At 58.9% G+C, this 22,462-nt stretch carries 20 protein-coding genes; 15 read left to right on the top strand and 5 right to left on the bottom strand.

From position 1 onward, the window contains the following. The first annotated feature begins 50 nt into the window (after positions 1-50). From HMPREF2651_RS01435 to HMPREF2651_RS01420, 4 genes are all read left to right on the top strand, one after another. Positions 51-743 (top strand): response regulator transcription factor, encoded by a 693-nt coding sequence (locus HMPREF2651_RS01435; RefSeq protein WP_005511429.1) that lies wholly within the window; start codon positions 51-53, stop codon positions 741-743. After that, positions 743-2,299 (top strand): HAMP domain-containing sensor histidine kinase, encoded by a 1,557-nt coding sequence (locus HMPREF2651_RS01430; protein WP_038626342.1) that lies wholly within the window; start codon positions 743-745, stop codon positions 2,297-2,299. Before HMPREF2651_RS01435 ends, HMPREF2651_RS01430 begins: the two co-directional genes overlap by 1 nt. A 158-nt stretch (positions 2,300-2,457) precedes the next feature. Continuing rightward, positions 2,458-3,777 (top strand): S1C family serine protease, encoded by a 1,320-nt coding sequence (locus tag HMPREF2651_RS01425; protein ID WP_049180917.1) that lies wholly within the window; start codon positions 2,458-2,460, stop codon positions 3,775-3,777. A gap of 142 nt (positions 3,778-3,919) precedes the next feature. Then, positions 3,920-4,417: a MogA/MoaB family molybdenum cofactor biosynthesis protein gene (locus HMPREF2651_RS01420; protein WP_224786613.1), complete on the top strand. Its 498-nt coding sequence runs from the start codon at positions 3,920-3,922 to the stop codon at positions 4,415-4,417. Between the two features lie 280 nt (positions 4,418-4,697). On the opposite strand, the gene mscL is transcribed toward HMPREF2651_RS01420, so the two are convergent. The 3 genes from mscL to HMPREF2651_RS01405 form a co-directional block, all read right to left on the bottom strand. Then, on the bottom strand, positions 4,698-5,114 hold the full coding sequence (gene mscL, locus HMPREF2651_RS01415) for a large-conductance mechanosensitive channel protein MscL (protein ID WP_038626335.1): 417 nt from the start codon (positions 5,112-5,114) through the stop codon (positions 4,698-4,700). Between the two features lie 251 nt (positions 5,115-5,365). Then, positions 5,366-5,827: an SAF domain-containing protein gene (locus HMPREF2651_RS01410; protein WP_224786612.1), complete on the bottom strand. Its 462-nt coding sequence runs from the start codon at positions 5,825-5,827 to the stop codon at positions 5,366-5,368. A 189-nt stretch (positions 5,828-6,016) separates the two neighbouring features. Continuing rightward, positions 6,017-6,691, bottom strand: a complete 675-nt coding sequence (locus tag HMPREF2651_RS01405) for a 5-formyltetrahydrofolate cyclo-ligase (protein ID WP_038626331.1) — start codon at positions 6,689-6,691, stop codon at positions 6,017-6,019. A gap of 133 nt (positions 6,692-6,824) precedes the next feature. Between HMPREF2651_RS01405 and HMPREF2651_RS01400 the strand changes: the two genes are divergently transcribed. The 6 genes from HMPREF2651_RS01400 (at position 6,825) to HMPREF2651_RS01375 (ending at position 12,750) form a co-directional block, all read left to right on the top strand. Next, entirely contained in the window at positions 6,825-7,799 is a 975-nt protein-coding gene (locus HMPREF2651_RS01400) for a UTP--glucose-1-phosphate uridylyltransferase (protein WP_038626329.1), read from the top strand. A gap of 96 nt (positions 7,800-7,895) precedes the next feature. Further along, entirely contained in the window at positions 7,896-9,167 is a 1,272-nt protein-coding gene (gene glp, locus HMPREF2651_RS01395) for a molybdotransferase-like divisome protein Glp (protein ID WP_005511382.1), read from the top strand. Between the two features lie 30 nt (positions 9,168-9,197). Continuing rightward, positions 9,198-9,830: a GNAT family N-acetyltransferase gene (locus tag HMPREF2651_RS01390; protein WP_038626327.1), complete on the top strand. Its 633-nt coding sequence runs from the start codon at positions 9,198-9,200 to the stop codon at positions 9,828-9,830. A gap of 173 nt (positions 9,831-10,003) precedes the next feature. Next, the gene (glpR, locus tag HMPREF2651_RS01385) at positions 10,004-11,275 is read left to right on the top strand and encodes a divisome protein SepX/GlpR (protein WP_038626325.1); all 1,272 of its coding nucleotides are present in this window, start codon (positions 10,004-10,006) and stop codon (positions 11,273-11,275) included. 236 nt (positions 11,276-11,511) lie between these two features. Further along, complete coding sequence (locus tag HMPREF2651_RS01380; protein WP_038629133.1) at positions 11,512-11,916, top strand: DoxX family protein; 405 nt, start codon at positions 11,512-11,514, stop codon at positions 11,914-11,916. Between the two features lie 51 nt (positions 11,917-11,967). Then, entirely contained in the window at positions 11,968-12,750 is a 783-nt protein-coding gene (locus HMPREF2651_RS01375; RefSeq protein WP_038626324.1) for a zf-HC2 domain-containing protein, read from the top strand. Here the strand turns inward: HMPREF2651_RS01375 and HMPREF2651_RS01370 are convergent. Continuing rightward, positions 12,747-14,303 carry a dolichyl-phosphate-mannose--protein mannosyltransferase gene (locus tag HMPREF2651_RS01370; protein ID WP_038626322.1) on the bottom strand — a complete coding sequence of 519 codons (1,557 nt, stop codon included), beginning with the start codon at positions 14,301-14,303 and terminating at the stop codon, positions 12,747-12,749. The two genes, HMPREF2651_RS01375 and HMPREF2651_RS01370, sit on opposite strands and share 4 nt — an antisense overlap. A gap of 82 nt (positions 14,304-14,385) precedes the next feature. On the opposite strand from HMPREF2651_RS01370, the gene rsmI reads away from it, so the two are divergent. Beyond that, positions 14,386-15,240, top strand: coding sequence for a 16S rRNA (cytidine(1402)-2'-O)-methyltransferase (rsmI, locus tag HMPREF2651_RS01365; RefSeq protein ID WP_187401012.1), 855 nt, complete (start codon positions 14,386-14,388; stop codon positions 15,238-15,240). Between the two features lie 160 nt (positions 15,241-15,400). After that, a complete protein-coding gene (locus tag HMPREF2651_RS01360; RefSeq protein ID WP_038626318.1) occupies positions 15,401-17,077 on the top strand; it encodes a BCCT family transporter in 1,677 nt (558 codons plus the stop codon). Here HMPREF2651_RS01360 and HMPREF2651_RS01355 read toward each other — a convergent pair. Then, positions 17,074-18,315: an aminodeoxychorismate synthase component I gene (locus tag HMPREF2651_RS01355; RefSeq protein WP_038626316.1), complete on the bottom strand. Its 1,242-nt coding sequence runs from the start codon at positions 18,313-18,315 to the stop codon at positions 17,074-17,076. The genes HMPREF2651_RS01360 and HMPREF2651_RS01355 overlap by 4 nt on opposite strands. A 126-nt stretch (positions 18,316-18,441) precedes the next feature. Here HMPREF2651_RS01355 and metG point away from each other — a divergent pair, with 126 nt between their 5' ends. From metG to HMPREF2651_RS11185, 3 genes are all read left to right on the top strand, one after another. Beyond that, positions 18,442-20,268, top strand: a complete 1,827-nt coding sequence (metG, locus tag HMPREF2651_RS01350) for a methionine--tRNA ligase (RefSeq protein ID WP_038626314.1) — start codon at positions 18,442-18,444, stop codon at positions 20,266-20,268. Positions 20,269-20,283: 15 nt separating this feature from the next. Continuing rightward, the gene (locus tag HMPREF2651_RS01345; protein WP_038626313.1) at positions 20,284-21,108 is read left to right on the top strand and encodes a TatD family hydrolase; all 825 of its coding nucleotides are present in this window, start codon (positions 20,284-20,286) and stop codon (positions 21,106-21,108) included. Between the two features lie 177 nt (positions 21,109-21,285). Continuing rightward, entirely contained in the window at positions 21,286-22,425 is a 1,140-nt protein-coding gene (locus HMPREF2651_RS11185) for a resuscitation-promoting factor (RefSeq protein WP_038626312.1), read from the top strand. Positions 22,426-22,462: the final 37 nt, after the last annotated feature.

Genomic DNA, 22,462 nt, shown 5'->3' with positions numbered 1-22,462 from the left:
TCTGTGTCACATTTACACTCACCTTATATTTTCAAGGCACAATGGGCAGTATGAAGATTTTGGTAGTTGATGACGATCAAGCGGTACGCGAAGCGTTGCGGCGATCGTTGACTTTTAATGGCTACACGGTCGAGCTCGCTGAGGATGGCGCAGAGGCCTTGGAAAAGATCGCCAAGGATCGTCCGGATTTAGCCATTCTGGATGTCATGATGCCGAAGCTCGACGGCCTCGATGTTTGCCGTCGGCTTCGCAGCGAAGGCGATGATTTGCCGGTCATGATGTTGACTGCACGTGATTCGGTCTCCGAGCGCGTAGCTGGTCTTGATGCCGGCGCAGACGACTACCTGCCCAAGCCTTTCGCATTGGAAGAGCTGCTCGCTCGTGTGCGTTCACTCCTTCGTCGTTCTGCTCTGGAAGTGCCTGCGATGGAGGATGCCGCAACTCTGCAGTTTGAGGATCTCTCCTTGGACCCGGAAACTCGTGAGGTTTTCCGCGGTGAACGCCGCATTAGTCTCACTCGGACCGAGTTTGCACTGCTGGAGTTGCTGATGAGCAACCCGCGGCGTGTACTCTCCCGTACCGCCATTTTGGAGGACGTCTGGGGGTATGACTTCCCGACGTCCGGAAATGCGCTTGAGGTCTACATTGGCTACCTGCGTCGCAAGACTGAGGCAGAGGGAGAGCCGCGTCTGATTCACACTGTGCGTGGTGTCGGTTATGTGATGCGGGAGACCGCACCGTGATGTTGCGCCGTCGTCGTTTGACCGGCGGTGGCGTGCAATCAGATCAGCGTTCCGCCACCGAGGTCACCCCGGGACAAGGTGCCGGTGAAAAGCAAGAGAAGTCCGCGGATGCTGAGAGGACGGTAGGGGAGTCCCTCGTTGATCTGCCCCGGAGTTCGCGTATCCCTTCACTGCGTTGGCGGCTGACCATTTTGACGGCGCTCATTGTGGCGATGTCTGTGGGGCTGATGACGTTGGCTGCGTTTTTTACTGTGCAGGCAACGCTGTACCGCGAAGTGGATAGTAACCTCCGTAGCCAGGCGGAAAAACTGCTTATGTCCCCGTATGCGTCGGAGTTTGCCATTGGTCCCTCTTTTGAGGCGGACTCAAACAGGATTCTGAACCCCGATTTGGATGCGGTGTACTTTGCCCACGGCAGTGTGGCGGGTAAGGGCGGTGGCTCAATCTCTATTGGTGGTCCGGAACTCGCAGTGTTGCGAGGGAATCGCCAGGAATCGATTCGTACCGATGAGTACAACGGCCGTCGTGTATATGCCGTCCGCGCCGAAGATGGTGCGACGCTGATTCTCTCGCAGGACTTGAACTCGACGCAGTCGGTCTTGAAATCGCTCGGTGCAGTGCTGCTGAGTATTTCTGCAATCGGAATTCTCTTCGCCATCGGATCAGGTATTACGGTGGCAACAACGGGTCTGCGTCCGGTCACTCGGTTGCGCATTGCCGCGGAGCGAGTAACGGAGACCGATGAGCTGCGCCCAATCCCTGTGGAGGGCGACGATGAGCTTGCGCGCTTTACCCGCAGCTTCAATGAGATGTTGGCTGCACTTCAAGCGTCGCGCATTAAGCAGGCGGAGCTGGTTGCAGATGCTGGTCATGAGTTGAAGACCCCGCTGACGTCGTTACGCACAAATATTGAACTGCTGATGATGGCCTCCCGCTCGGGAGCGGCAATCTCGGATGCGGATCGCGCGGATCTGGAAGCTGACGTCATCGCACAGCTGGAAGAGTTGTCGACATTGGTTGGTGACCTCGTCGATTTGGCACGCGAAGATGGGCCGCAACAGGTTATTGAACATGTCGATGTCGATGAAATCATTTCCACGTCGTTAGCGCGTGTTGAACGTCGTCGGCCGGATATCACTTTCGACGTGCAGACCACTCCGTGGTATGTCTACGGGGATCCGGCGGGGCTTGGCCGGGCAGTTTTGAACTTGATGGACAACGCTGCAAAGTGGTCGCCAGAAAATGGCACCGTGCGGGTTCGTCTGACGCCACTCAGCGAGGTTGTCGCTGAATTCACGGTGGCGGACTCGGGGCCGGGTATCCCGAAGGAAGATCGTCACAAGGTCTTCGAGCGGTTCTACCGTTCCATTCAGTCACGGTCTATGCCTGGATCCGGCCTGGGGTTGGCCATTGTGAAGTCAGTCATCGTCCGCCACGGGGGCACGATTACTGCCGATGAATCCGACGATGGCGGTGCTTTGATGCGGGTGACGCTGCCGGGCAGCCCGTACAGCGGGAGAGATGAAGACTCCGATTCAGCTCAAGAGCCTAGCTAGAAACGCATATCCCCACGTCAAAGTCGATGTAATCCCCGCTGCGTGCGGCCTTTTAAGGAAGTGCGTGGCGGGGATTCGGTGTTTCATTCGGGGAATTTTCGGCGAGACTGCAGACTGCTCTCAGCCAATTGTTAGACAGACAGTGCAAGGTATTACGTATGAGCAACTCTTTCAACGATTCCTCGCGAGGAGATGAGCGGGGACACTACTCCTCGCAGTCTCACAACTTCAGCGAGAACCGTGCCATGGGGGATGCTGGTGAGACAAGCCAGTTTTCTGTCAATGAGCGCGGCTGGGAGAATTCCCACTACAACACCATCTCGTCTCAGCCGAACGGCGCTTACGGAGGCGGTTCAGAGTGGGACGTTCCGGCCAATCAGCAGAAGACCAAGGGTGCCCAGGGGGCTAAGGGCATGGGGGCGCTGGCAGTCGCTGCCCTGATGCTGTGCTCGGCCGGTATTGGTGGCGGTGTCGGCGCATGGGTAGTTCACAACTCGCAGTCGTCGGTCCCCGCGGACAACGCGCTGGATAAGCCTGCGGAAACCCGCCAGGTAGCAGCAGCTGAGGGGTCCGTGGAGAAGGTCGCGCAGAAGGTCCTTCCCAGTGTCGTCTCCATCACCACTGCCTCGGAGCGGGGCACGGCGTCGGGGTCAGGCTCCATTCTGTCGTCCGACGGTCTGGTCCTGACGAATAATCACGTCGTCGCAGGCGCGGGCCCGGACGCACAAATGGAAGTCTTGCTGGCCGACGGCACGACGCACCCGGCAACTCTGGTTGCAGGGGATGCAGCTACTGATATCGCCGTTATTCGAATTGAAGGTGTCAACGGGCTGCGCCCAATTTCACTGGGCAATTCCTCGCAGGTCCAGGTTGGCCAGGAAGTGGTGGCCGTTGGCTCGCCACTGGGACTGACCTCCACCGTTACGCAGGGCATTGTCTCCGCTAAGAATCGTCCGGTCACCGCCGCGGGTGAAGACGGTCAGTCCTCGGTCATTGATGCAATCCAGACCGACGCGGCGATTAATCCGGGTAACTCCGGTGGAGCGCTAGTGGATATGGAAGGCAACCTTATCGGTGTGCCCAGCGTGATTGCCTCTAACAGTGCGGGATCGGAGCAAGCGGGCAGCATTGGCCTTGGTTTCGCTATTCCGGTTAATCAGGCTCGTCGCATAGCGGAAGACCTGATTGATTCCGGTAAGGCCCGGATGCCTGTCATTGGTGCCCAGATTGATTCGCGTCCGATTGCACGTGGTGCACTGGTGCGGGAGGTAACGCCAGGCGGCCCAGCTGACAAAGCGGGACTGAAAGACGGTGACCTGATTACCAAGGTTGATGACCGCACACTTGACAATGGCGTTGCACTAATTGCGGCTATCCGCTCGCATCGGATCGGGGATTCTGTCACACTTACAGTTACAGATGAGCGAGGCGGCAACGAGCGAACAGTCGATGTCACCTTGGCAGAAGCCCAGGATTGATAAGCAGCGTGGTGGAGTAGTAGCTCACCATCTGTAAAAGATTTTCGAGTGAAACTTCGAGTGTAGAGCTGTGGGAGAAAGCGAGTTAGAGCAGATGAGTGAAACTGTGAGTACTGAGCCAAGTGACGTTAACCTCGCTGAGATGGAGCGTCTTATCAACGACGACGGCCAGGTCCGAAATGCGTTTGTAGTCCTCGTGGGCGATCATTTCGAGAACCCGGATGCTGCGGCTTCGCTCATGGTTGAGCTGTTGGAAGAAGACGGCTACTCGGTCGATGCTGTGGTCAGTACGGGTGCAGTGAAGCGTGAGATCCGGAAGGCGCTCGATACCGCTGTTGTTGGTGGCGCGGATTTGGTCGTCACGGTGGGAGGCGTTGGCGTTGGGCCTCGTGCGAAGACCCCGGATGCCACTCGCAAAGTTCTCGATGTACGACTGCAGGGCATTGAGCAGGCTATTCGTAACTCCGGTATGGGAGCCGGCGCCTTGGATGCGGGGCTGTCACGCGGGTTGGCTGGTGTGTCCGGTCAGACGGTGATTATCAATCTCGCGGAGTCGCGCGCTGCAGTGCGCGATGGCATGGCGACAATTCTCCCGCTGGTCTCTCATGTGCTTGATGATCTCTGCCGCTGGAGCGTCTAGGAATGGGCGACGCCAATCAGCCCAATCAGCCCGAGCAAGCTGCGCCGCGCAGTGGCAGTCGTAGGCAACGTCGTCGCGCAGGTGCACCGGCGAAAAACTTTGCCCAGTCGCGCAGTGCGAAAACCGCGCGCACAGTGCGCTATCACGATGAATCTCCGGAGGATGCTCGTGGTTTTGATGCGGACTACTGGACAAAACAGCGCCCACCCCATTGGGGATGAGCGCTGTGCAAAGGCGTTAGTTGGCTTCTTGTCGGAAGGTCTCAACTAACAGCTAGAGGCTAGTTCAGTTCCGACTTCGGCTTACCGTTCTGTTCTGCCAGCAGGTCACGAATCTCGGTCAGCAGGTCAGCCTCGGTGACCTCCGGCTCAGCGGAGGTCTCCAGGCGAGCCTCACGCATCGAGTTGAACTTGTTCATCGGAGCAACGATGACGAAGTAGACAACCGCTGCGACCAGCAGGAAGTTGATTACTGCGGTGATGACAGCTGCAAAGTCAAGGTAGGTCGACGGGTTGCCGCTGATGATCTCGAAGCCAAGGCCAGTAACCTCAGCGCCACCGATGGTGTTCAGCAGCGGCTCGAGCAGGCTTTCGGTGAAAGCGGTGACGATTGCGGTGAACGCAGCACCGATGACAACACCGACCGCCAGGTCGATGACGTTGCCGCGCATGATGAACTCTTTAAAGCCCTTAAGCATAGGAAATTTCCTTCTGTAGAAACGGAACAAACCAAACGAGACCTGTGAGTCATCGCGTTGCTCAATGCAGGCCCATACGATTTCAGAAACAGGGCAGTGCGCTGTCCGGCAGTGTCACTCTTCTTAGTTCTAATCGTAATTTTGAATTGCCGAGCCATTGTATCCCGACACCAAGTTATGGGACAAGTCAACTTTCTACGGAAAACGCTGTTCAGGGCCATGAAATCTTGTAATCAGTGAGACTTTGGTCACTAGCCCGAGAGTAACAGTGTGAGCGGGGACGTTAGCGATGTCGCTGCCACCACCTCCGCGGCACCAGTGGGCAGTGCAACCAAAACCACCTCTTCGTCGACGATGTTGACCACCTTTGCCCCGTGTGCAAGCGGCGCTGCCATCCCGCGCTCATCCGCGGTCGACACAATATCCACGCTGTCACCAGTGCGAAGAGCGGACACGATGCCCACATCAGTCAACGTGATGGCAATAATTTTGCTTTCCGACATCCCAGTCAACGACTTGGCTAGTGATGGGCCGACCATTCGCTGCTCTGTAAGTATCTCTCCTGGTGACATGCCGGTGGCCAGGGTGCGTCCCCGCACAGCAGCGATGTCCGTTACGGCCCCGCCAGGAACGAGATCCCGGGGAATGTCCTTGAAAGCCACATCTTGTTCTGCCACCGATGCGCCACCGGCAATGGATTTGGCGCTAATCATGACCCGGATATGGCCGCTGCGAGGTGTCAATGACTCCACCGCCGCCAGTCCGACGGCACATAGGAAAACTGTGACTGCAACTATTCGCCGAATAGTTGCGGGGCGGGGCTTTCGGAATGGACGCGGAAACCGGGACGAGTGTTTTGGGTTCATATTAAGTTAGGCGCGAAAAACCCGGAATCGGTTCCATTAAACCTGTGAAATCCCCGCTGGCGTGATCACATAATCGGCGGGAACGTCGTGCTCATCGTAGGCAAGCTCCGTGCGCAACTCGGTGTCGAAAACCGCAACAGCGATGACAGCAGCTCTCGCCCCATCCGTATCGCCGTCGCGTCGAGCGAAAACCAAGCTGCGATCGTAATAACCAGCGCCACGCCCTAACCGCATCCCAGTTTGGGGGTCGGCCGCAACTGCCGGCAGAATAATGGCGTCGGCAACACCTAGCTCCTTCGGGCCGGCGGCGCTTTCCATCGAAACAGGTTCCAAGAGTCCAAATCGCCCTTTGCTGAAGCCGTCGGTGTAGTAACCCCAGTGCAGCGGCTGTGGCGGACCGGGCGGGCAGACGGGAAGCAGAATTCGTGCTCCGGGAACCGCGTTGGCCAAAGCCTCCACAAAGCCCTGGCCGGGCTCACCATCAGTCGAACTAGAAACGCTTGCACCGGGCTCGTCGCCAGCGGGGACATAAGCGGCGATGACGGGTTTTGTGAGGTCACCGACGGTATTGGATAACCATTCTTGCAACCGCTGTACCAGTGCTTCGTCGTCAAGCATGCGCTCACGCTGCCCCTTGGCGGCGCGTGCGGCGAGTACCTCGTGCCGTGTGCGGGTTTTGAAATCGGACGTGGTTTCGGGAAGCGGAGCCATACCTGCAAACCTACTCTGTCAGGTAGGGGAGCGGCCTCGGTCGTCAGCGCAGGAGAAAATTTCTGATTAACGCGTTGAAAAAAGCGGGGTCAGCCTCCGAGCAAATGGAAGTTATATAGGTATCGTTGCCATTATGGTCTCATCGTCTAAAGAGTCTGGTTCGGACATGACTACTCCGGTTCGAACTGTCATCGTTCCTGCCGCGGGCATGGGTACGCGATTCTTGCCTGCCACCAAGACAGTGCCGAAAGAATTGCTGCCCGTGGTTGATACGCCGGGCATCGAGATGATTGCTGAAGAGGCCGCCGCCACTGGTGCGCAACGCCTGGCTATTGTCACGGCGCCGAGTAAGGATGGCGTGCTGGGACACTTCGACCCACGCCCGGATCTTGAGCAGACTCTCGCCGAGCGTGGCAAGGACAAAATTGCAGCGAAGGTACGCCGCGCCACCGAGGTCATTCGCGTGGAATCCGTTGTCCAAGATCGACCGCTGGGCCTGGGGCATGCGGTGTTGGTCGCAGAGCCGCTGCTCGAAGACGATGAGGACAGCGTTGCTGTCATGCTTCCCGACGATCTCGTGCTCCCAGTGGGCGTGATGGATCGCATGACGGAAGTGCGCGAGCGCTTTGGTGGCTCGGTGCTATGTGCGCTGGAAATTCCTCACGAAGAGGTCTACAACTACGGTGTCTTCGATATTGAGGACGCCACCCCGGCGGAGTCGGGTGAGCTCGGTGAGAACGCGGCTGATGCTGATGCTTGGGACGATGTGAAGCGAGTCAAGGGCATGGTGGAAAAGCCGGACCCTGCGGATGCTCCATCCAACTTCGTGGCAGTCGGACGTTACTTGCTCGATCGTGCCATCTTCGATGCGCTGCGCCGCATCCCGCGCGGTAAGGGCGGCGAATACCAGCTCACCGATGCAATTGAGCTGCTGATTCAAGAGGGGCATCCGGTTCATGTGGTCGTCCACAAGGGGTTCCGCCATGACCTGGGAAATCCTGGTGGCTTCATTCGCGCTTGCGTAGACTTTGGACTCAGGCATCCGGACTACGGCGAGGGGCTGCGCGAGTATATGCAGCAGCGTCTGGCGCAGGATGAACAGGCTTAAAGCCTTTTTATAGAGGCTGTACTTATCTAGAGGCTTGTACTGAGAAGCTGAATAGCCATAAAGCGCACCGCGGGTTGGTGCCGAGGAAGGTAAAACATGCGTTCTGTGGAAGAACAGTTGGCGGCAATCACCGCGCACGCTGTGATGCCTGATCCTGTGCGCGTTGCTATTTCGGAATCCCTCGGCATGCTGTGCGCTGAAGATGTCATCGCAGAGCAGCCGTTGCCGGGATTCGTGCAGTCAGCAATCGATGGTTATGCAGTGCGCGCTGTCGATATCGTCGGCGAATCTGGTTCTTTACCTCCGGATGCGCGTCAGAGTGATGTTGATTTTCGCGAGGTCGAGCTGCCTGTTGTCGGTGAGGTGACAGCCGGCTCTCACCACCCGATGCGTCTCCAGCCGAAGCAGGCCGTGCGCGTACAAACTGGTGCGCCGCTGCCATCGCTTGCCGACGCTGTTGTGCCCCTAAACTGGACCGACCGCGGTGGCCGTCGAGTTAATGTTCTCCATCCGGTCTACTCCGGTGACTTTGTGCGGAAGGTCGGCGACGACGTGCAGCCGGGTGACGTGGCGGTGTCTTTGGACTCGGTAATTTCGCCGTCGCAGGTTGGATTGTTGGCAGCAGTGGGGCGTTCGAAGGTTTTGGTGCACCCCAAGCCGCGTATGTCCGTGATTTCCATTGGTAATGAGTTGGTCGATGTTGACCGCACGCCAGGCCTCGGTCAGGTCTACGACGTCAACTCCTACGCGTTGGCAGCAGCCGGCCGCGATGCTGGGGCCGAGGTGCACCGAGTGGGTATTGCCACCGGTGAGCCCCGTCGCATCCGGGAAATCATCGAGGGCCAGCTCATTCGCAGTGAGCTCTTGGTCATCACGGGGGCTGTCGGCGGTGCCGCGGGTGAGCAGATTCGCCGTGTGCTGGCTGAATTGGGCGAGGTTGATGTTTCCCGCATCGCTATGCATCCTGGTTCGGTCCAGGGCTTTGGTCTGCTGGGAGATGACAAGATTCCAACGTTCCTGCTGCCGTCGAACCCGGTCGGCGCATTGGTCGTTTTTGAGGTTATGGTTCGTCCCCTCATTCGACTGGCCCTGGGTAAGCGCAATCCTCGCCGCCGCGCTGTCACAGCTCGTGCTGTCGGCCCGATCGAGTCGGCGGAGAAGCGTCGCGGGTATATCCGTGGTCAGCTCATGCGTGACCGTGAGACCGGCGAATACATGGTGCAGCCGCTGGGAGGTTCCGGCGGTGCGCAAGCCCACCTTCTGGCCGGCATGTCGGAAGCCAACAGTCTCATCGTGATTCCGGAAGACGTGCTACACGTGCGTCCTGGAGATGTCGTTGACGTGCTGTTCATGGCGCGCCAAGCCTAACCACACCCCACTACCGCGAGTATCGTTGCTGTGCGTACTTCCCGTCTAATAACCAGTGGCGGCCGAGTCCGCCTGCGTGTGCCAGAGCGAACTGATGCCTCTACATGGCGGGCACTGCGGCTGCGTGATGAGCCCATTTTGCGGCCTGTGGAGCCAACCCTCGACGACGACTGGGATAACGCCCACAAGGTTTCCGTTTTCCGCCGTAACCTTCGCAGTTGGCGTCGTTCAGAGGCGGCGGGGGAAATGTTTGTTTCCACCATTGAGGTAGACGGCCAGTTCGCCGGCATGCTCACGCTCGGAGGCATTACGCCTTTCCCCGTCGCTCACGCCTGGATTGGCTATTGGGTCGGCAGCAGCTTTACATGTGGAGGAGTCGCCACTGCTGCAGTGGCGTTGGCGTCGGATTATGCCAAGAAAGTTGGCGTCCACCGAATTGAAGCGACTGTGTTGGACAGCAATGTCCCGTCGATACGCGTGCTGGAAAACTGTGGGTTCGAGTATGAGGGCGTGGCGCGGGAAGCCTTCCATATGGATGGTGCGTGGCGCGATCATCTGACCTATGCGCGGGTGGGGGAGGACAGTGCAGTGGACCTCATCGTGGCGAGTGGTCGTGCGCAATATGAAGAGGCGGAGAAATACCCACCGCAACGGCGCGCCTGAGTAGTCTGAGCAGCGCACGCCGATAGGGTGATGACAACTCTACTATTGGGCGAGTTCGCTCTAGATACGCTGGCTGCCTTCGTAAATGCCTCTGTGGAAGGGCATGTGGGCGGTGTATTTGGGCCGGGGAGAGACGGCGAAACCCCGGGCGAAGTCGCAAGGAGACGCAGAATATGTCAACTTCTCTGTTGCTGATACTCATCGTTGTACTGTGGCTGTTTGTGCTGGCCCCGCTGGTGGTCAATACGCGCAAGCCGATTCGTCGTACATCCGATGCGCTAGGTAAGACCCGCGTGCTGCATCGTGGTGGCGAGGAGCTGGCCACGACGCGCCGCCGTCCGTCTTTTAAGGAGTCGGACGTGCGCGTGGCCGAAGAAGTCGACGATTCTCTCGAAACCGTTGACGCGCAGGTCGACGATGACTTCGATGTCAGCGACGTGCTTATCGACGACACCGTGGACGAGGCGGCCGACCCGGCCGTCGTCGACGGCGATATCGTCTACGAGCTGGAAGCAGCAGATGCAGAGGAGGAGGCCCCGCAGGCGGATGATTCCGCTACCGAGGAAGCCACTGCTGAGTCTTCTGACCGCTCTGACATGGACGTATCCGATGATGAATCTGCAGACCAGTCGCTACAGGCTGTCGTTGATGACGAGGATGCTGAATCTGACTCCGCCGTCGCCTCCGCCGAAGGTGACGTGGTTCGTGCAGATGAGTCTTCTTCCGATGTGAGCGTTGACGTTCGCCGTCAATTCGTCGACGCCGATGACTTGATGTTCGAAGATGCTGTTGAATCTGACGCTGATTCCGGTGCCGCGGCTGACGCTGAGCACGTTGACGCTGAGGCTCTCTCTGAGACTGAAGAGGAAGTAGACACCGTAGACGAGCAGGCAGAACTCGATGCGACCGTCGAGAACGACAGTGACCACGCTGTCGAGTCCAACGATGACGCAGTCGCTGTCGATGACACCTTGACCGAAGATGATTACGCGTTCGCTGAGAAGCGCCGTGGTCGCGGTGGGTTCGATCCGATTTCGGATGCCCAGTACGCTGAGACTCGCTTTGCTCGCCGCCGCCGTTCTGTTGCTGGGCTGGCAGCGTTTATCGCAGTCACGGTCATCATCGCTGCTTTCGCCGGTGGTTGGACCTGGTGGATTCCACTGGTCGGCGTCGGCTTGATGACCCTGTACCTGGTCAACCTGCGCCGCACCGTGCGTGCAGAGCAGGAACTGCGGGCTCGCCGAATTCGCCGTATGAAGATGGCCCGCCTCGGTGTGCGTAACCGCGAGGATGATGAGCTGGGAATTCCACAGCGACTGCGCCGTCCCGGCGCGGTAGTAGTCGAGCTTGATGATGAGGACCCGGATTTCGCAGATCTGGCCTACACTGACTACCGCTTTGATGACGACGATTACGACGAAATGCCGCAGGCTCGCGTGAGCTAGTCCTGTGAGCTGAGCCGTAGAACAACCTTAAAGTTGTCTGAGCACGTCAGCGCGATTTTTTGTTAGAAACTCGGCCTGTTACGATGTCACTACCTAAGACATGACACACCGGGTGTGTTTGGCGGAAGGCTTCTCCCGAGGGGTTGGGAGAAGCCTTTTTGCATGTTAAAGTCGCTGGCCTTTCGCTGCCGCAGTGCTACCGTGCTTTGACCGTGCCGTCGGGTAGCATGTCCCTCATGGATCGACCGGTAATGCGCGATATCGCGCTCGTGATTCTCCGCCTAATACTCGGAATTATCTTCATCTGCCATGGCTGGGACAAGATTTTTATCACCGGTATTGACAAGACGACCGGTTACTTTGTCGCTGCGAATATCCCGCAGGCGCACTTGACGGTCTGGGTTGTCGCTCTAGTCGAACTGGTCGGAGGCGCGTTGCTGATTCTGGGACTCTTGGCCCCGACGGTGGCGATGGTCTTCATCATTGAAATGATTGGTGCCTGGTGGTCGATGCACCTGGGCAATGGTCTGTTTATCCGTGACAACGGTGCGGAGCTCGTGATGTCACTCATCGGTGGGCTGGTGATGATTTTCGTTTTCGGAGCCGGCCGTTTCAGCTTGGACAGGCAATTCATCAGATAAGACCTCATTAGGTACAACCCCCTTAAGAGTTAAAAGCGGAGGAGATTCCCCGTGGAGTGCGAGGAAATTCGCGCAGCATTGTCAGCTCGCCTCGATGGCGAGCAGGCAAGTATTGCCGATGAAGTCATCGATGCCCATCTTGGGGCCTGCGAGGAGTGCCGAGCTTGGTACGAGCGAGCGGTGCGGCTGAACCGCGCCCTTACGGTTGGGCCTGCCGATGGTATGCCGGAGGTTTCCACGGATGATCTCTCGGAGCGCATTTTGGTCTCCATCGAACCGGAGCGCCGCCGGCGTGAGCGCGCATGGCTGCTCATAGCCGGCACCGCCCGCGGGGTGCTCATTGCGTTGGGACTTTGCTGGGCGGTCTGGGGGATTGCGACGCTGGTAGACGCCTCCGACATGATGACGCTTGGACTTTCCTCGACACAGCCGCAGGACGGTGCAGGAATCGCAACAAGCACGGGAGCGCCTATCGACGGTTCCACTGCCACCGTTGACCCAATGGAGCTCGGAGCACGCCTTGCCATTCAACTCGCGGCAATTCGGCTTGCATTGGCAGTGGGATTGTTCTGGGCTGCTTGGCGGCCGCGCGCTGCCATGGGCATGGCGCCGGTCTACGGTGCCGTCGCCACGTTCAGCATCGGTTTTGGTATTCGTGACATTCTCATCGGTGCCCAGGGAGCATCAGAGATCGCTGGCCTGGCATTGATGTTTGTCTCCGCTTTGACGCTGGCCGTTGTGTGGCTGGGCGGCTATACGCCGACGGCAATCGCACAGGCATGGCGGGCCGCCTCGGGGTTGCCGGTCACAGGCGTGCCACCACAGCGGGACTAGCTCCAAGATGGCAACCAGAACCGCCATTCAAAGTGGTTGAGAGGCAGCGGGTAGCCGGTCAAAATTGGCAGCCAGAACACAAACGCGGTCACCACTAGTGCGGCGTGCGTGCCAACGATTACCAACCCCACCGGCTTACCGCCGGGCCGCCAGTGTGAGAGATCGTCGGCAAGCAGAGCAAAGGCGATGAGTACGAATGGAATCAGCGCGGTGGCGTAGAAAAAGTACATCTGCCGGTCGTAGCCGATGACCCACGGCAGCCACGAGGCGAGGAAACCGATGACGGGCAGCGCGTAGCGGCCGTCGCGGCGGCCGAGCCAACGCCATGTGGCCCACAGGACCACGGGGACCAGCAACCACCAGATGGGCGGGGTGCCAAAGAGCATCATCCAGCCCTTGCACTCCTGGCCGCCACTGCAGGTGGTTTCGGTGGAGTAGTAGAGCATTGGCCGCCAACTGACCAGCCACTCCCAAGGCTTGGACTCCCAAGGGTGTTTGTGGCCATTAGAGGTGGTCAGCTCGGCGTGGAACTTCAGCACGCTGTTTTGGTAGTGCAGGTAGTTCTGCAGGGCCTCGGGAAGCCAGTCGGTGCCGGGGAGTCCCGTATCGCGGTCTTCGGGTGAGACATGGCGATAGACCGACGTTTCTTCGGCGAACCAGGAACGCCAACTTAAGAAGTAAACGCCCAGCGGGACTACCACCAGATCACGCAACGCCGGGGCGGTATCACGGGAGAGTGCGCCGAGCACGGGTTTGTGCGCACCGGCATTCTTGCGGGAGACCAGATCCGTGAAGACGGACCACAGACCGAATGCGGCCATGTAATACAGGCCAGACCACTTCACCCCGGTGGCAAGCCCCAGCATGATGCCGGCGAGCAGTCGCCACCAGCGATAACTGAGATAGGGGCCGAAACTACCTAGCTCCGTGGCGGATTCCAGGCGCTTGCGGGCATCGGCCTGGTCGATGAGAAGTGCCCACGCGGCCGCAGTGATGAAGAAGGTCTGAATCATGTCCAGCATGCCGACCCGGGAGGAGACAAACAGCACTCCGTCGGCAAGCGCATAGAGACCAGCGATACCCACTGCCAACCGCGAGCCGCGAGAGATGCGTCGGACGATGTCCATGAGCAGCAGTATGACCAGCGTGCCACACACCGCCGACATAAACCGCCAGCCCATTGGTGAGTAACCGAAGATCCATTCGCCCAAGGCGATGACCTGCTTGGCCACTGGCGGATGCACAATCAGACCGTAGCCGGGATTGTCCTCAATGCCAGACGAGATGGGGTCGCGGGTGGACTCCAGAATCTGCCATGCTTGCGGCACATAGTGCTTTTCATCGAAGAGCGGGGTGCCATTGTCGGTCTTGGCAGCAAGCCCGATGAAACGGGTTAGCGCTGCGACGATTCCGAGAACCACAAAAGTGGCGGTATCCCATTTGTCCCACCGCCGCAGTGGCGGCAGCGAGGGCACCGGGGGAATCGGGCGCAGGAAACGCTTTTTCGCGCGGCGCTCGGTTTCCGGTGGTGGGGTTAAAGCGGCATCGGTCACGAATGTCAGTTTAAGCTATGGAATCATGACGCATTCGGCATCGAACTTCCAACCGCACGAGAACGCGCCTCTTAGCGAGGCAATGACGCTGGCTCCTGGCATCACTCTGGTGGCAACGCCGCTGGGCAATATCGCCGATGCCTCCGACCGCTTGCGCGGTGCGCTTATCGACGCCGATATCATCGCCGCGGAAGACACCAGGCGGGCACGCAACCTGGCCACAGCGCTGGGCATTTCCCCCAAGGGGAAGTTTGTTTCGAACTTCGATCACAACGAAGAGAGCCGCACTGAGTCGCTGATTCAGGCGGCGAAGGCGGGACAGAAAGTCATTGTGGTGACCGATGCGGGGATGCCGGTGGTGTCGGATCCTGGCCTGGCTGTGGTGGCGGCTGCACATGATGCGGGCGTGCCGGTGTCCTGTGTACCAGGACCGAGCGCGGTGACTACCGCATTGGCTCTCAGTGGTTTGGGTGTCGGCCACTTTTGCTTCGATGGTTTTGCACCTCGTAAACAGGGGGCGCGCCGGGCATGGTTGGAATCACTGAAGACAGAGAAGCGGGCCTGTTGTTTCTTTGAGTCGCCGCATCGGTTGGCTGTTACGTTGGCCGATGCTGCGGAGATTTTGGGTGAGGAGCGGCGCGCGTCGGTAAGCCGTGAGTTGACCAAGCGTTTTGAAGAGACTCGCCGTGCGACGCTGGGGGAGTTGGCGGCGTGGGCGGAGGAAGGTGTCCGCGGCGAAATTACGGTGGTGATTGAAGGCGCGGGGCAGCAGGCAACGGAGGTATCCACGGAGGGCTTGGTTGACCGCGTGGAGGAGCTCGTGGCTGATGGCATGCGACTGAAGGATGCCGCGAAGCAGGTTGCAGCAGAGGCGGGAATGACGAAGCATCGAGATCTCTACCAGGCCGTTTTAGCAGCTCGGGACGAAAATCGTTAACTGATTGTTACTTTGTGGCGGAAAATGTTCAAGCGCACGCCAGTGAACAGGGTAAACTCCGTTATTGGAAGTTTTTTGCAACCCATAAAAAATGAGGAAAACCTGAGAGAATCCACATCCTGAGTTGAAATCCCAGGTCAATGGTGGACATGGTGGAGGAATGACGAATCCACCAGAGCATGAAATACAACAAGAAGTAGGGGAGTCAGTCGTCGGCGAAGTCAGGGCCGACGATTCTCACGCTCCCGTGAACCTCGGGGTTACCATCCCCGCCGTTGTCGCAATTCTGGCAATCATCGTCTGGGGCCTGGCGTGGCCGGATAGTTTCTCTACGTTCGCATCTAGCTCTCTGAACTGGGTCGTGGAGAACATCGGCTGGCTGTTTATCTTGGCCAGTACCGTCTTTGTCTTCTTCATTGTGTCCATCGCGATTTCCAAGTTCGGTCACATCCGCTTGGGCAAGGACAACGAGAAACCCGAGTTTTCCACGCCTAGCTGGATTGCCATGATGTTCGCCGCCGGTATGGGCATCGGTCTGATGTTCTACGGTGTCGCTGAGCCGCTGACCTTCTATCGCGATGGCGTGCCGGGCCACGAGCCGAAGGAAGTCGGTACCGCCATGGCTTCGACGATGTTCCACTGGACTCTGCACCCGTGGTCGCTCTACGCCATCGTCGGTCTCGCAATTGCTTACTCGACCTACCGCCTCGGCCGAAAGCAGCTGATTTCGGCGGCGTTCATCCCGCTCATCGGCGCACGTCGCGCTGAGGGATGGTTGGGCAAGCTTATCGACGCGCTTGCGATTTTTGCCACCGTCTTCGGTACGGCAGCTTCTCTCGGTGTTGGCGTACTTCAGATTTCCGCCGGTTTGGAAATCAACGGGTTCAACGCCATCAAGGGCGCACCTTTGTGGATTGGTCTTATTCTCGTTCTGGGCTGTGCCTTCTTGGCCTCTGCACTGTCGGGCGTGGGCAAGGGCATCCAGTACATCTCGAACTTCAACATGGTTGCCGCAGGTCTGCTGGCTCTGCTGGTGTTGGTCCTCGGCCCTACCGTGGTGATTCTGAACCTGATTCCGACCTCCATTGGCAGCTACCTGGATTCCTTCTTTGAGATGGCCTCCCGCTCCAGTGCTTCCGCTGACGGCACCGCCGGTGAATGGCTCTCTTCCTGGACAATCTTCTACTGGGCCTGGTGGATTTCCTGGTCGCCGTTTGTCGGTATGTTCATCGCACGTATTTCTCGCGGCCGTACTATCCGTGAGTTCGTCTTCACCGTCGTCGCAGTTCCGTCGATTGTCTCTGCAGTGTGGTTCTCCATCTTTGGTGGCACCGCCATTACCCACGAGCAGCAGGGTGCGTCCATCTACGGTGACGGTTCGGCCGAGAGTCAGCTGTTCAATCTGCTGGAATCCTTGCCGGGTGGCGCGATTACCTCGGCTATTGCAATGATTCTGCTGGCTACCTTCTTCATTACCTCGGCGGACTCCGCCTCCACCGTGATGGGCACCATGAGCCAGTTCGGTCGACTCACAGCGTCGCGCACGGTCACTGCTATGTGGGGTATCTTCACCGCTCTGATTGCCATCGTCCTATTGGTCACCGGTGGCAGCGATGCCCTGTCGAACCTGCAGAACATCACTATTTTGGCGGCAAGCCCGTTCGTCATTGTTATCTTGGCGCTGATGGTTGCGCTGGTTAAGGGGCTTTCCGACGATCCGATGTACCTCGATGACAAGGAACAGCGTCAGTTTGCCCTGCGCATGGCTCGTGAGCGCCGCTTGGCGGAAGCGGCCGAACAGCGCGAGCGCCGCCGTGCTCGTAAATTGCGCAATTAGCTTTCCAACAGCAGCGGTGCGGCCTTGGCCTCAATCTCGGCCCATTCGCCCTCGGGTGTAGACCCGATGGTGATGCCACCGCCGATGCCAGCTTCGACCCGAACTCTCCCCGAGTTCGGGTCTTTTGTGTACTCAGCGGTACGAATACCGACATTGAGCTCAAGTGCATCCCCATGGGCCGCACCAATCGCGCCGCAGTGAGCGCCACGGGGTTCGGGTTCCCATTCGCGCAGAAGCTCAATCGCTCGCAGCTTCGGTGTACCGGTGACTGAGGCCGGTGGGAAGCAGGCTTCGATGAGCTCAGCGTGGCTGAGCTGATCGGGAAGTTCCGCGGAAACTGTGGAAAAGAGGTGCCACACGCCCGGTGCCGGACGCACACTGAGCAGGTCTGTGACCTTCACGGTGCCGGTCTTGGCAACTTGACCGAGGTCATGGCGCACCAGGTCGACAATCATGATGTTCTCGGCGACATCCTTGTCGCTGCGCAATAACTCGTTCGGGGACCGGTCAGCGGGAATCGTGCCTTTGATGGGAGTTTCAGTCACGCTTGTGCCTGCGCGGATGAGGAACTCCTCAGGGCTCAGCGAGGCCAGGATTGGAATTCCAACGTCGAGATTGCCGGGCAAGAATGCTGCTCGAGCCGGTTGATACCGCGCCACGCGGGAGGAAAACCACGCGCCGGCGTGGGCTAGTGCAGAGTCGCTCGCTGCCAGCTCCGCGTGAAAGCGTGTGGAAATGCAGGTTTGATACACCTCGCCTGCGGCAATTGCCTCCTTACAGTTTGTCACCGCAAGCTGGTGGTGTTCTCGGTCGCCTTGATCCCACTCCAGTGGTGTGGCCGCGGGGAGCGCGTCGGCACGCGTGTCTTCGTGCGAGTAGTTGATGGCCTCCTGAAGGGCTTGGAAATCCGGATTGAAGGGGTCACCGGTGCCGGGGCCGTCGAAATGCCACGTGCCGTCGTCGGCAAGCAACGCGACGCAGGTAGCGACCCCGTGCGCGCTGGTGCCGGAGTAGGGGCGGAACCCAAAGATCCACGCATCGGGGTCGGGGCTGGTGAAAAGCGCTGCCGACTCGCAGGCAGTGAGCTCGACGTTGGCGGCGAGAACCGCGCGATAACCGAACCAGGAGCCGATGAGTGCGGCGGGACGATGACCGGCAGCGATAAGACGCGCCAGCGCAGTGGTCGCACGCGAAGTGAAGTCAGCAGCCGAGCCGGAGGAGGTAGACCGAGTGGACATAGAACATAAGCGTAGTGACTGCGCATGCGTGCGATGATGGTAGGGGACAGTTCATGTGGACTTCATGAGGACTCCGTAAGGGACACAGTTCATCGCGATGGCAGGTCATCTATTACCCTGTTAGATATGTCTCGCATTTTCACAGCAGTTGCGTGGCCGTACGCTAACGGTCCGCGACATATCGGCCATGTTGCAGGTTTCGGAGTCCCCTCGGACGTTTTCGCTCGCTACCAGCGAATGATTGGCAATGACGTGCTGATGGTCTCCGGTACTGATGAGCATGGCACGCCGCTGCTTGTGCAAGCAGAGAAGGAAGGCGTTTCTGTCCAGGAATTGGCCGACCGTTACAACCGCCAGATTGTGCAGGACCTCGCGGGTCTGGGGCTTTCCTACGACCTGTTTACGCGCACTACCACGCGCAACCACTACGCGATTGTCCAGGAGCTCTTCCGCGGGCTCTACGAAAACGGCTACATGGTCAAGCAGACCACGATGGGGGCGATTTCCCCGTCGACCGGGCGCACGCTGCCGGACCGTTACATCGAAGGTACCTGCCCAATTTGTGGCGCTTCCGGTGCCCGTGGCGACCAGTGTGACAACTGCGGTAACCAGCTTGACCCGGCCGATCTGATTGATCCGGTGTCGAAAATCAACGGCGAGACCCCGAAGTTCGTTGAAACTGAGCACTTCTTGCTCGACCTGCCAGCGCTGGCAGAGGCCTTGACCGAATGGCTTCAAGAGCGCAAGGACTGGCGCCCAAATGTGCTGAAATTCTCCCTGAACATCCTGAAGGACATCCGTCCGCGCGCAATGAGCCGCGACATTGACTGGGGTGTTCCGATTCCGCTGGAGGGCTGGTCGGAAAACGGAACCAAGAAACTCTACGTTTGGTTCGACGCTGTCGTCGGTTACCTATCCGCTTCCATCGAGTGGGCCTGGCGCATCGGTGACCCGGAAGCGTGGCGCAAGTGGTGGAATGACCCGGAGGCGCTGTCCTACTACTTCATGGGCAAGGACAACATCACCTTCCACTCCCAGATTTGGCCGGCTGAGCTGCTGGGCTACCGTGGCGAAGGTTCCCGCGGAGGCAAAGTCGGGGAGCTCGGTGAGTTGAACCTGCCGACGGAGGTCGTCTCCTCGGAGTACCTGACCATGTCGGGCTCGAAGTTCTCCTCTTCCAAGGGCGTTGTCATCTATGTGAAGGATTTCCTGGCGGAGTTCGGTCCGGATCCGCTGCGCTACTTCATCGCCATGGCTGGTCCGGAAAACCAGGACACCGACTTCACCTGGGATGAGTTTGTCCGCCGCGTGAATAACGAGCTGGCCAACTCCTGGGGAAACCTGGTCAACCGCACCGTGTCCATGGCTTTCAAGAACTTCGGTGAGGTGCCAACTCCGGGCGAGCTCACCGACGCTGACCGTGAACTGCTCGACCTGGCTGAGCGCTCCTTCGCCGAGGTGGGTGACGCACTTGCGCTATCCCGTTTCCGCGCTGGTATCACTGCCGCAATGCACCTGGTCGGGGAGGCGAACGCCTACATTGCTGCGCAGGAGCCGTGGAAGCTGGCGAAGGACGAGTCCCAGCGTGAGCGTCTCGCCACTGTGTTGTGGACAGCGCTGCAGGTAGTCAGCGACGCCAATGTCCTGCTGACCCCGTACCTGCCGGAAAGCGCGCAGAAGGTCTTCGAGACCCTGGGTGGCGAGGGCATCTGGGCCGCAATGCCAGAAGTCCAGGAAGTCCAGGACGACATGCCGGTCGAACCGGTCGGCGCAGACTTGCCGGCAGAGGGCAGGAGCTACCCAATCATCACTGGTGATTACGTCAATCAGAAGGCCGCCTGGCATCGCTTCGACATTGAGCCGGGTACGCAGCTTGCAAAGCCGAAGCCGATTTTCTCCAAGCTCGACTCGGAGTTGGCTGAGCACGGCCCTGAGTGGGCACAGGTGAAGTAGGGGCGCAGTAGAGGAATGGGAAAGCGCAAACGCAAAATTGCAGAACCCGCGGAGTATCTCACTCCGCTGTTTGACGCCCACACGCATCTCGCGTCCTGCGGGGCGCAAACTCCGGAGGAGATTGCGGCTCTCATGGACCGTGCCGCCGCAGCGGGCGTCGTCGGAGTTTGCACGGTCGGCGATGGCATGCCGGAAACCGAACTGGCCTTTACCGCCGCACACGCGCACCCCAACGTCTGGGCCGCCGCTGCCATCCATCCGACGCGCGCACACGAGCTTGACGACGACGCCAAGGCCCGTCTGACCGAAATGGCTGCCGACCCCAGGGTTGTGGCCGTGGGCGAGACGGGATTGGATTGGTACTGGTTGGATTCTCTCGACGGCTGCGCGTCGAAGAGCGAACAGCTGGCTGCGTTGCAGTGGCATATGGAGCTCGCAGCAACCGTCGGCAAGCCGTTGATGATTCATAACCGCGACGCCGATGAAGATCTGATGGCGGCGTTGGACGGCTATGAGAACACGGTCATCTTGCACTGCTTCTCCTCGCCCATTGAGGTTGCCCGCGAGGCCATTGCGCGCGGTTACCTGCTGAGTTTTACCGGAAACGTGACCTTCAAACGCAATGATTACCTGCGGCAGGCTGTGGCTGAGGCGCCGGCGGAGCAGCTGCTGGTGGAAACCGATGCCCCCTACATGACCGCGGAGCCGTTCCGAGGTGCGCGCAATGAGTCAACTTTTATCGGTCATCAGGCGCGTGCGATGGCTGCGGCCCGAGAAATCGGGGCGGAGGAGATGGCGCAGATTTTGACGGATAACGCACGTCGGGTGTACGGCATTTAAGCACGTGTCGGCGTATTGTCGCCCTGAGCTGTGGAAATGCAGCCGGGGCGGTTTGTTGTATTTCCCGTCACTTTTATCGATATATTTTAGACAACACTGAATCTTTACCGTACTGTTACAAACTGTATTTCTTTCATCTGATAGCTGCCCATCCTCCGAAAGGCTGTGACGAACCCCGTGAGTGCTGCGAAGAAGCGTCATCTCAATCGTGCTAACGACGGAGTCTCCACTTCGTCCAAGATCGCTGCTGGCGGTCTGGTCGCTGCTGTTGCTCTGGGTGGCACTGTCGCAGCATCCAACTACGACACCATCACCGTCGAAATTGACGGCAAGGTCGAGCAAATTGCAACCTGGTCCAAGGATGACAAGGCCATTTTGGAGAAGGCTGGTGTCGAAACCACCGGCGGAGACCTGGTTCAGCGTCAGGGCGACCTCACGGACGGCGGCAAGCTGGTCTACCGCTCTGCCAAGCCGGTCACGATGATTGTCGATGGCAAGCCGCAGGAGCACAAGACCAATGCCATCACTACCGATGAGCTGATTGAAGGTCTGAAGAAGCAGGGGCTCATCTCCGATAAGGACAAGGTCGAGGTCGAAAAGGGCGAGATTTCCGCTAAGGGGGTCGAACTCGACGTCGTTCGTGCCAAGAATATTGTGCTTCACGACGATGCCAAGGACATCGACCTGACCGTCCCGGCTATGACCGTCGGTGATGTACTGGCACAGCGTGGCATTGAGCTGCGTGAAGACGACACCGTTGAGCCGGGTCTGGATGCGCCGGTCACTGAAGGCATGCGCATCGCGCTGTCTCGTCTGATTGATAAGACCATCACCGAGACTGAGGAAATTCCAGCTCACGAGAACATCATTGAAGATGATTCGATGTTCGAAGACGAGCGCATCGTTGAGCAGGAGGGTGAGCCGGGCCAGGTAGAACGTCAGGTCAAGGTCACCTCTCGCGACGGCGAAGAGCTCGGACGCGAGGTCCTGGAAGAAAAGGAGCTAAAGGCTCCGGGTATCTCCACTATCCGCCAGGGCACTAAGTCTCGCATCGCAGCTCCGGCCGCTGGCTACGGTGTGTGGGATCAGCTGGCCCAGTGTGAGTCCGGCGGTGACTGGGCTATCGATACCGGTAACGGTTTCTCCGGTGGTCTACAGTTCACCGATTCCACCTGGGCAGCTTACGGCGGTACTGAGTACGCACCGCGCGCATCGCAGGCTTCCCGCGAGCAGCAGATTGCTGTCGCTGAGCGCGTCCAGGCTGGTCAGGGTTGGGGTGCATGGCCCGCTTGTACCGCTTCCATGGGGCTTCGTTAAAGCTAGTTCAGACTAGCCAAACGAGCTAAACCTATTT

The organism is Corynebacterium sp. HMSC063A05 (assembly GCF_001809695.1).
Lineage (GTDB): Bacteria > Actinomycetota > Actinomycetes > Mycobacteriales > Mycobacteriaceae > Corynebacterium > Corynebacterium amycolatum.
This window is presented reverse-complemented; position numbering and strand designations above follow the sequence as displayed.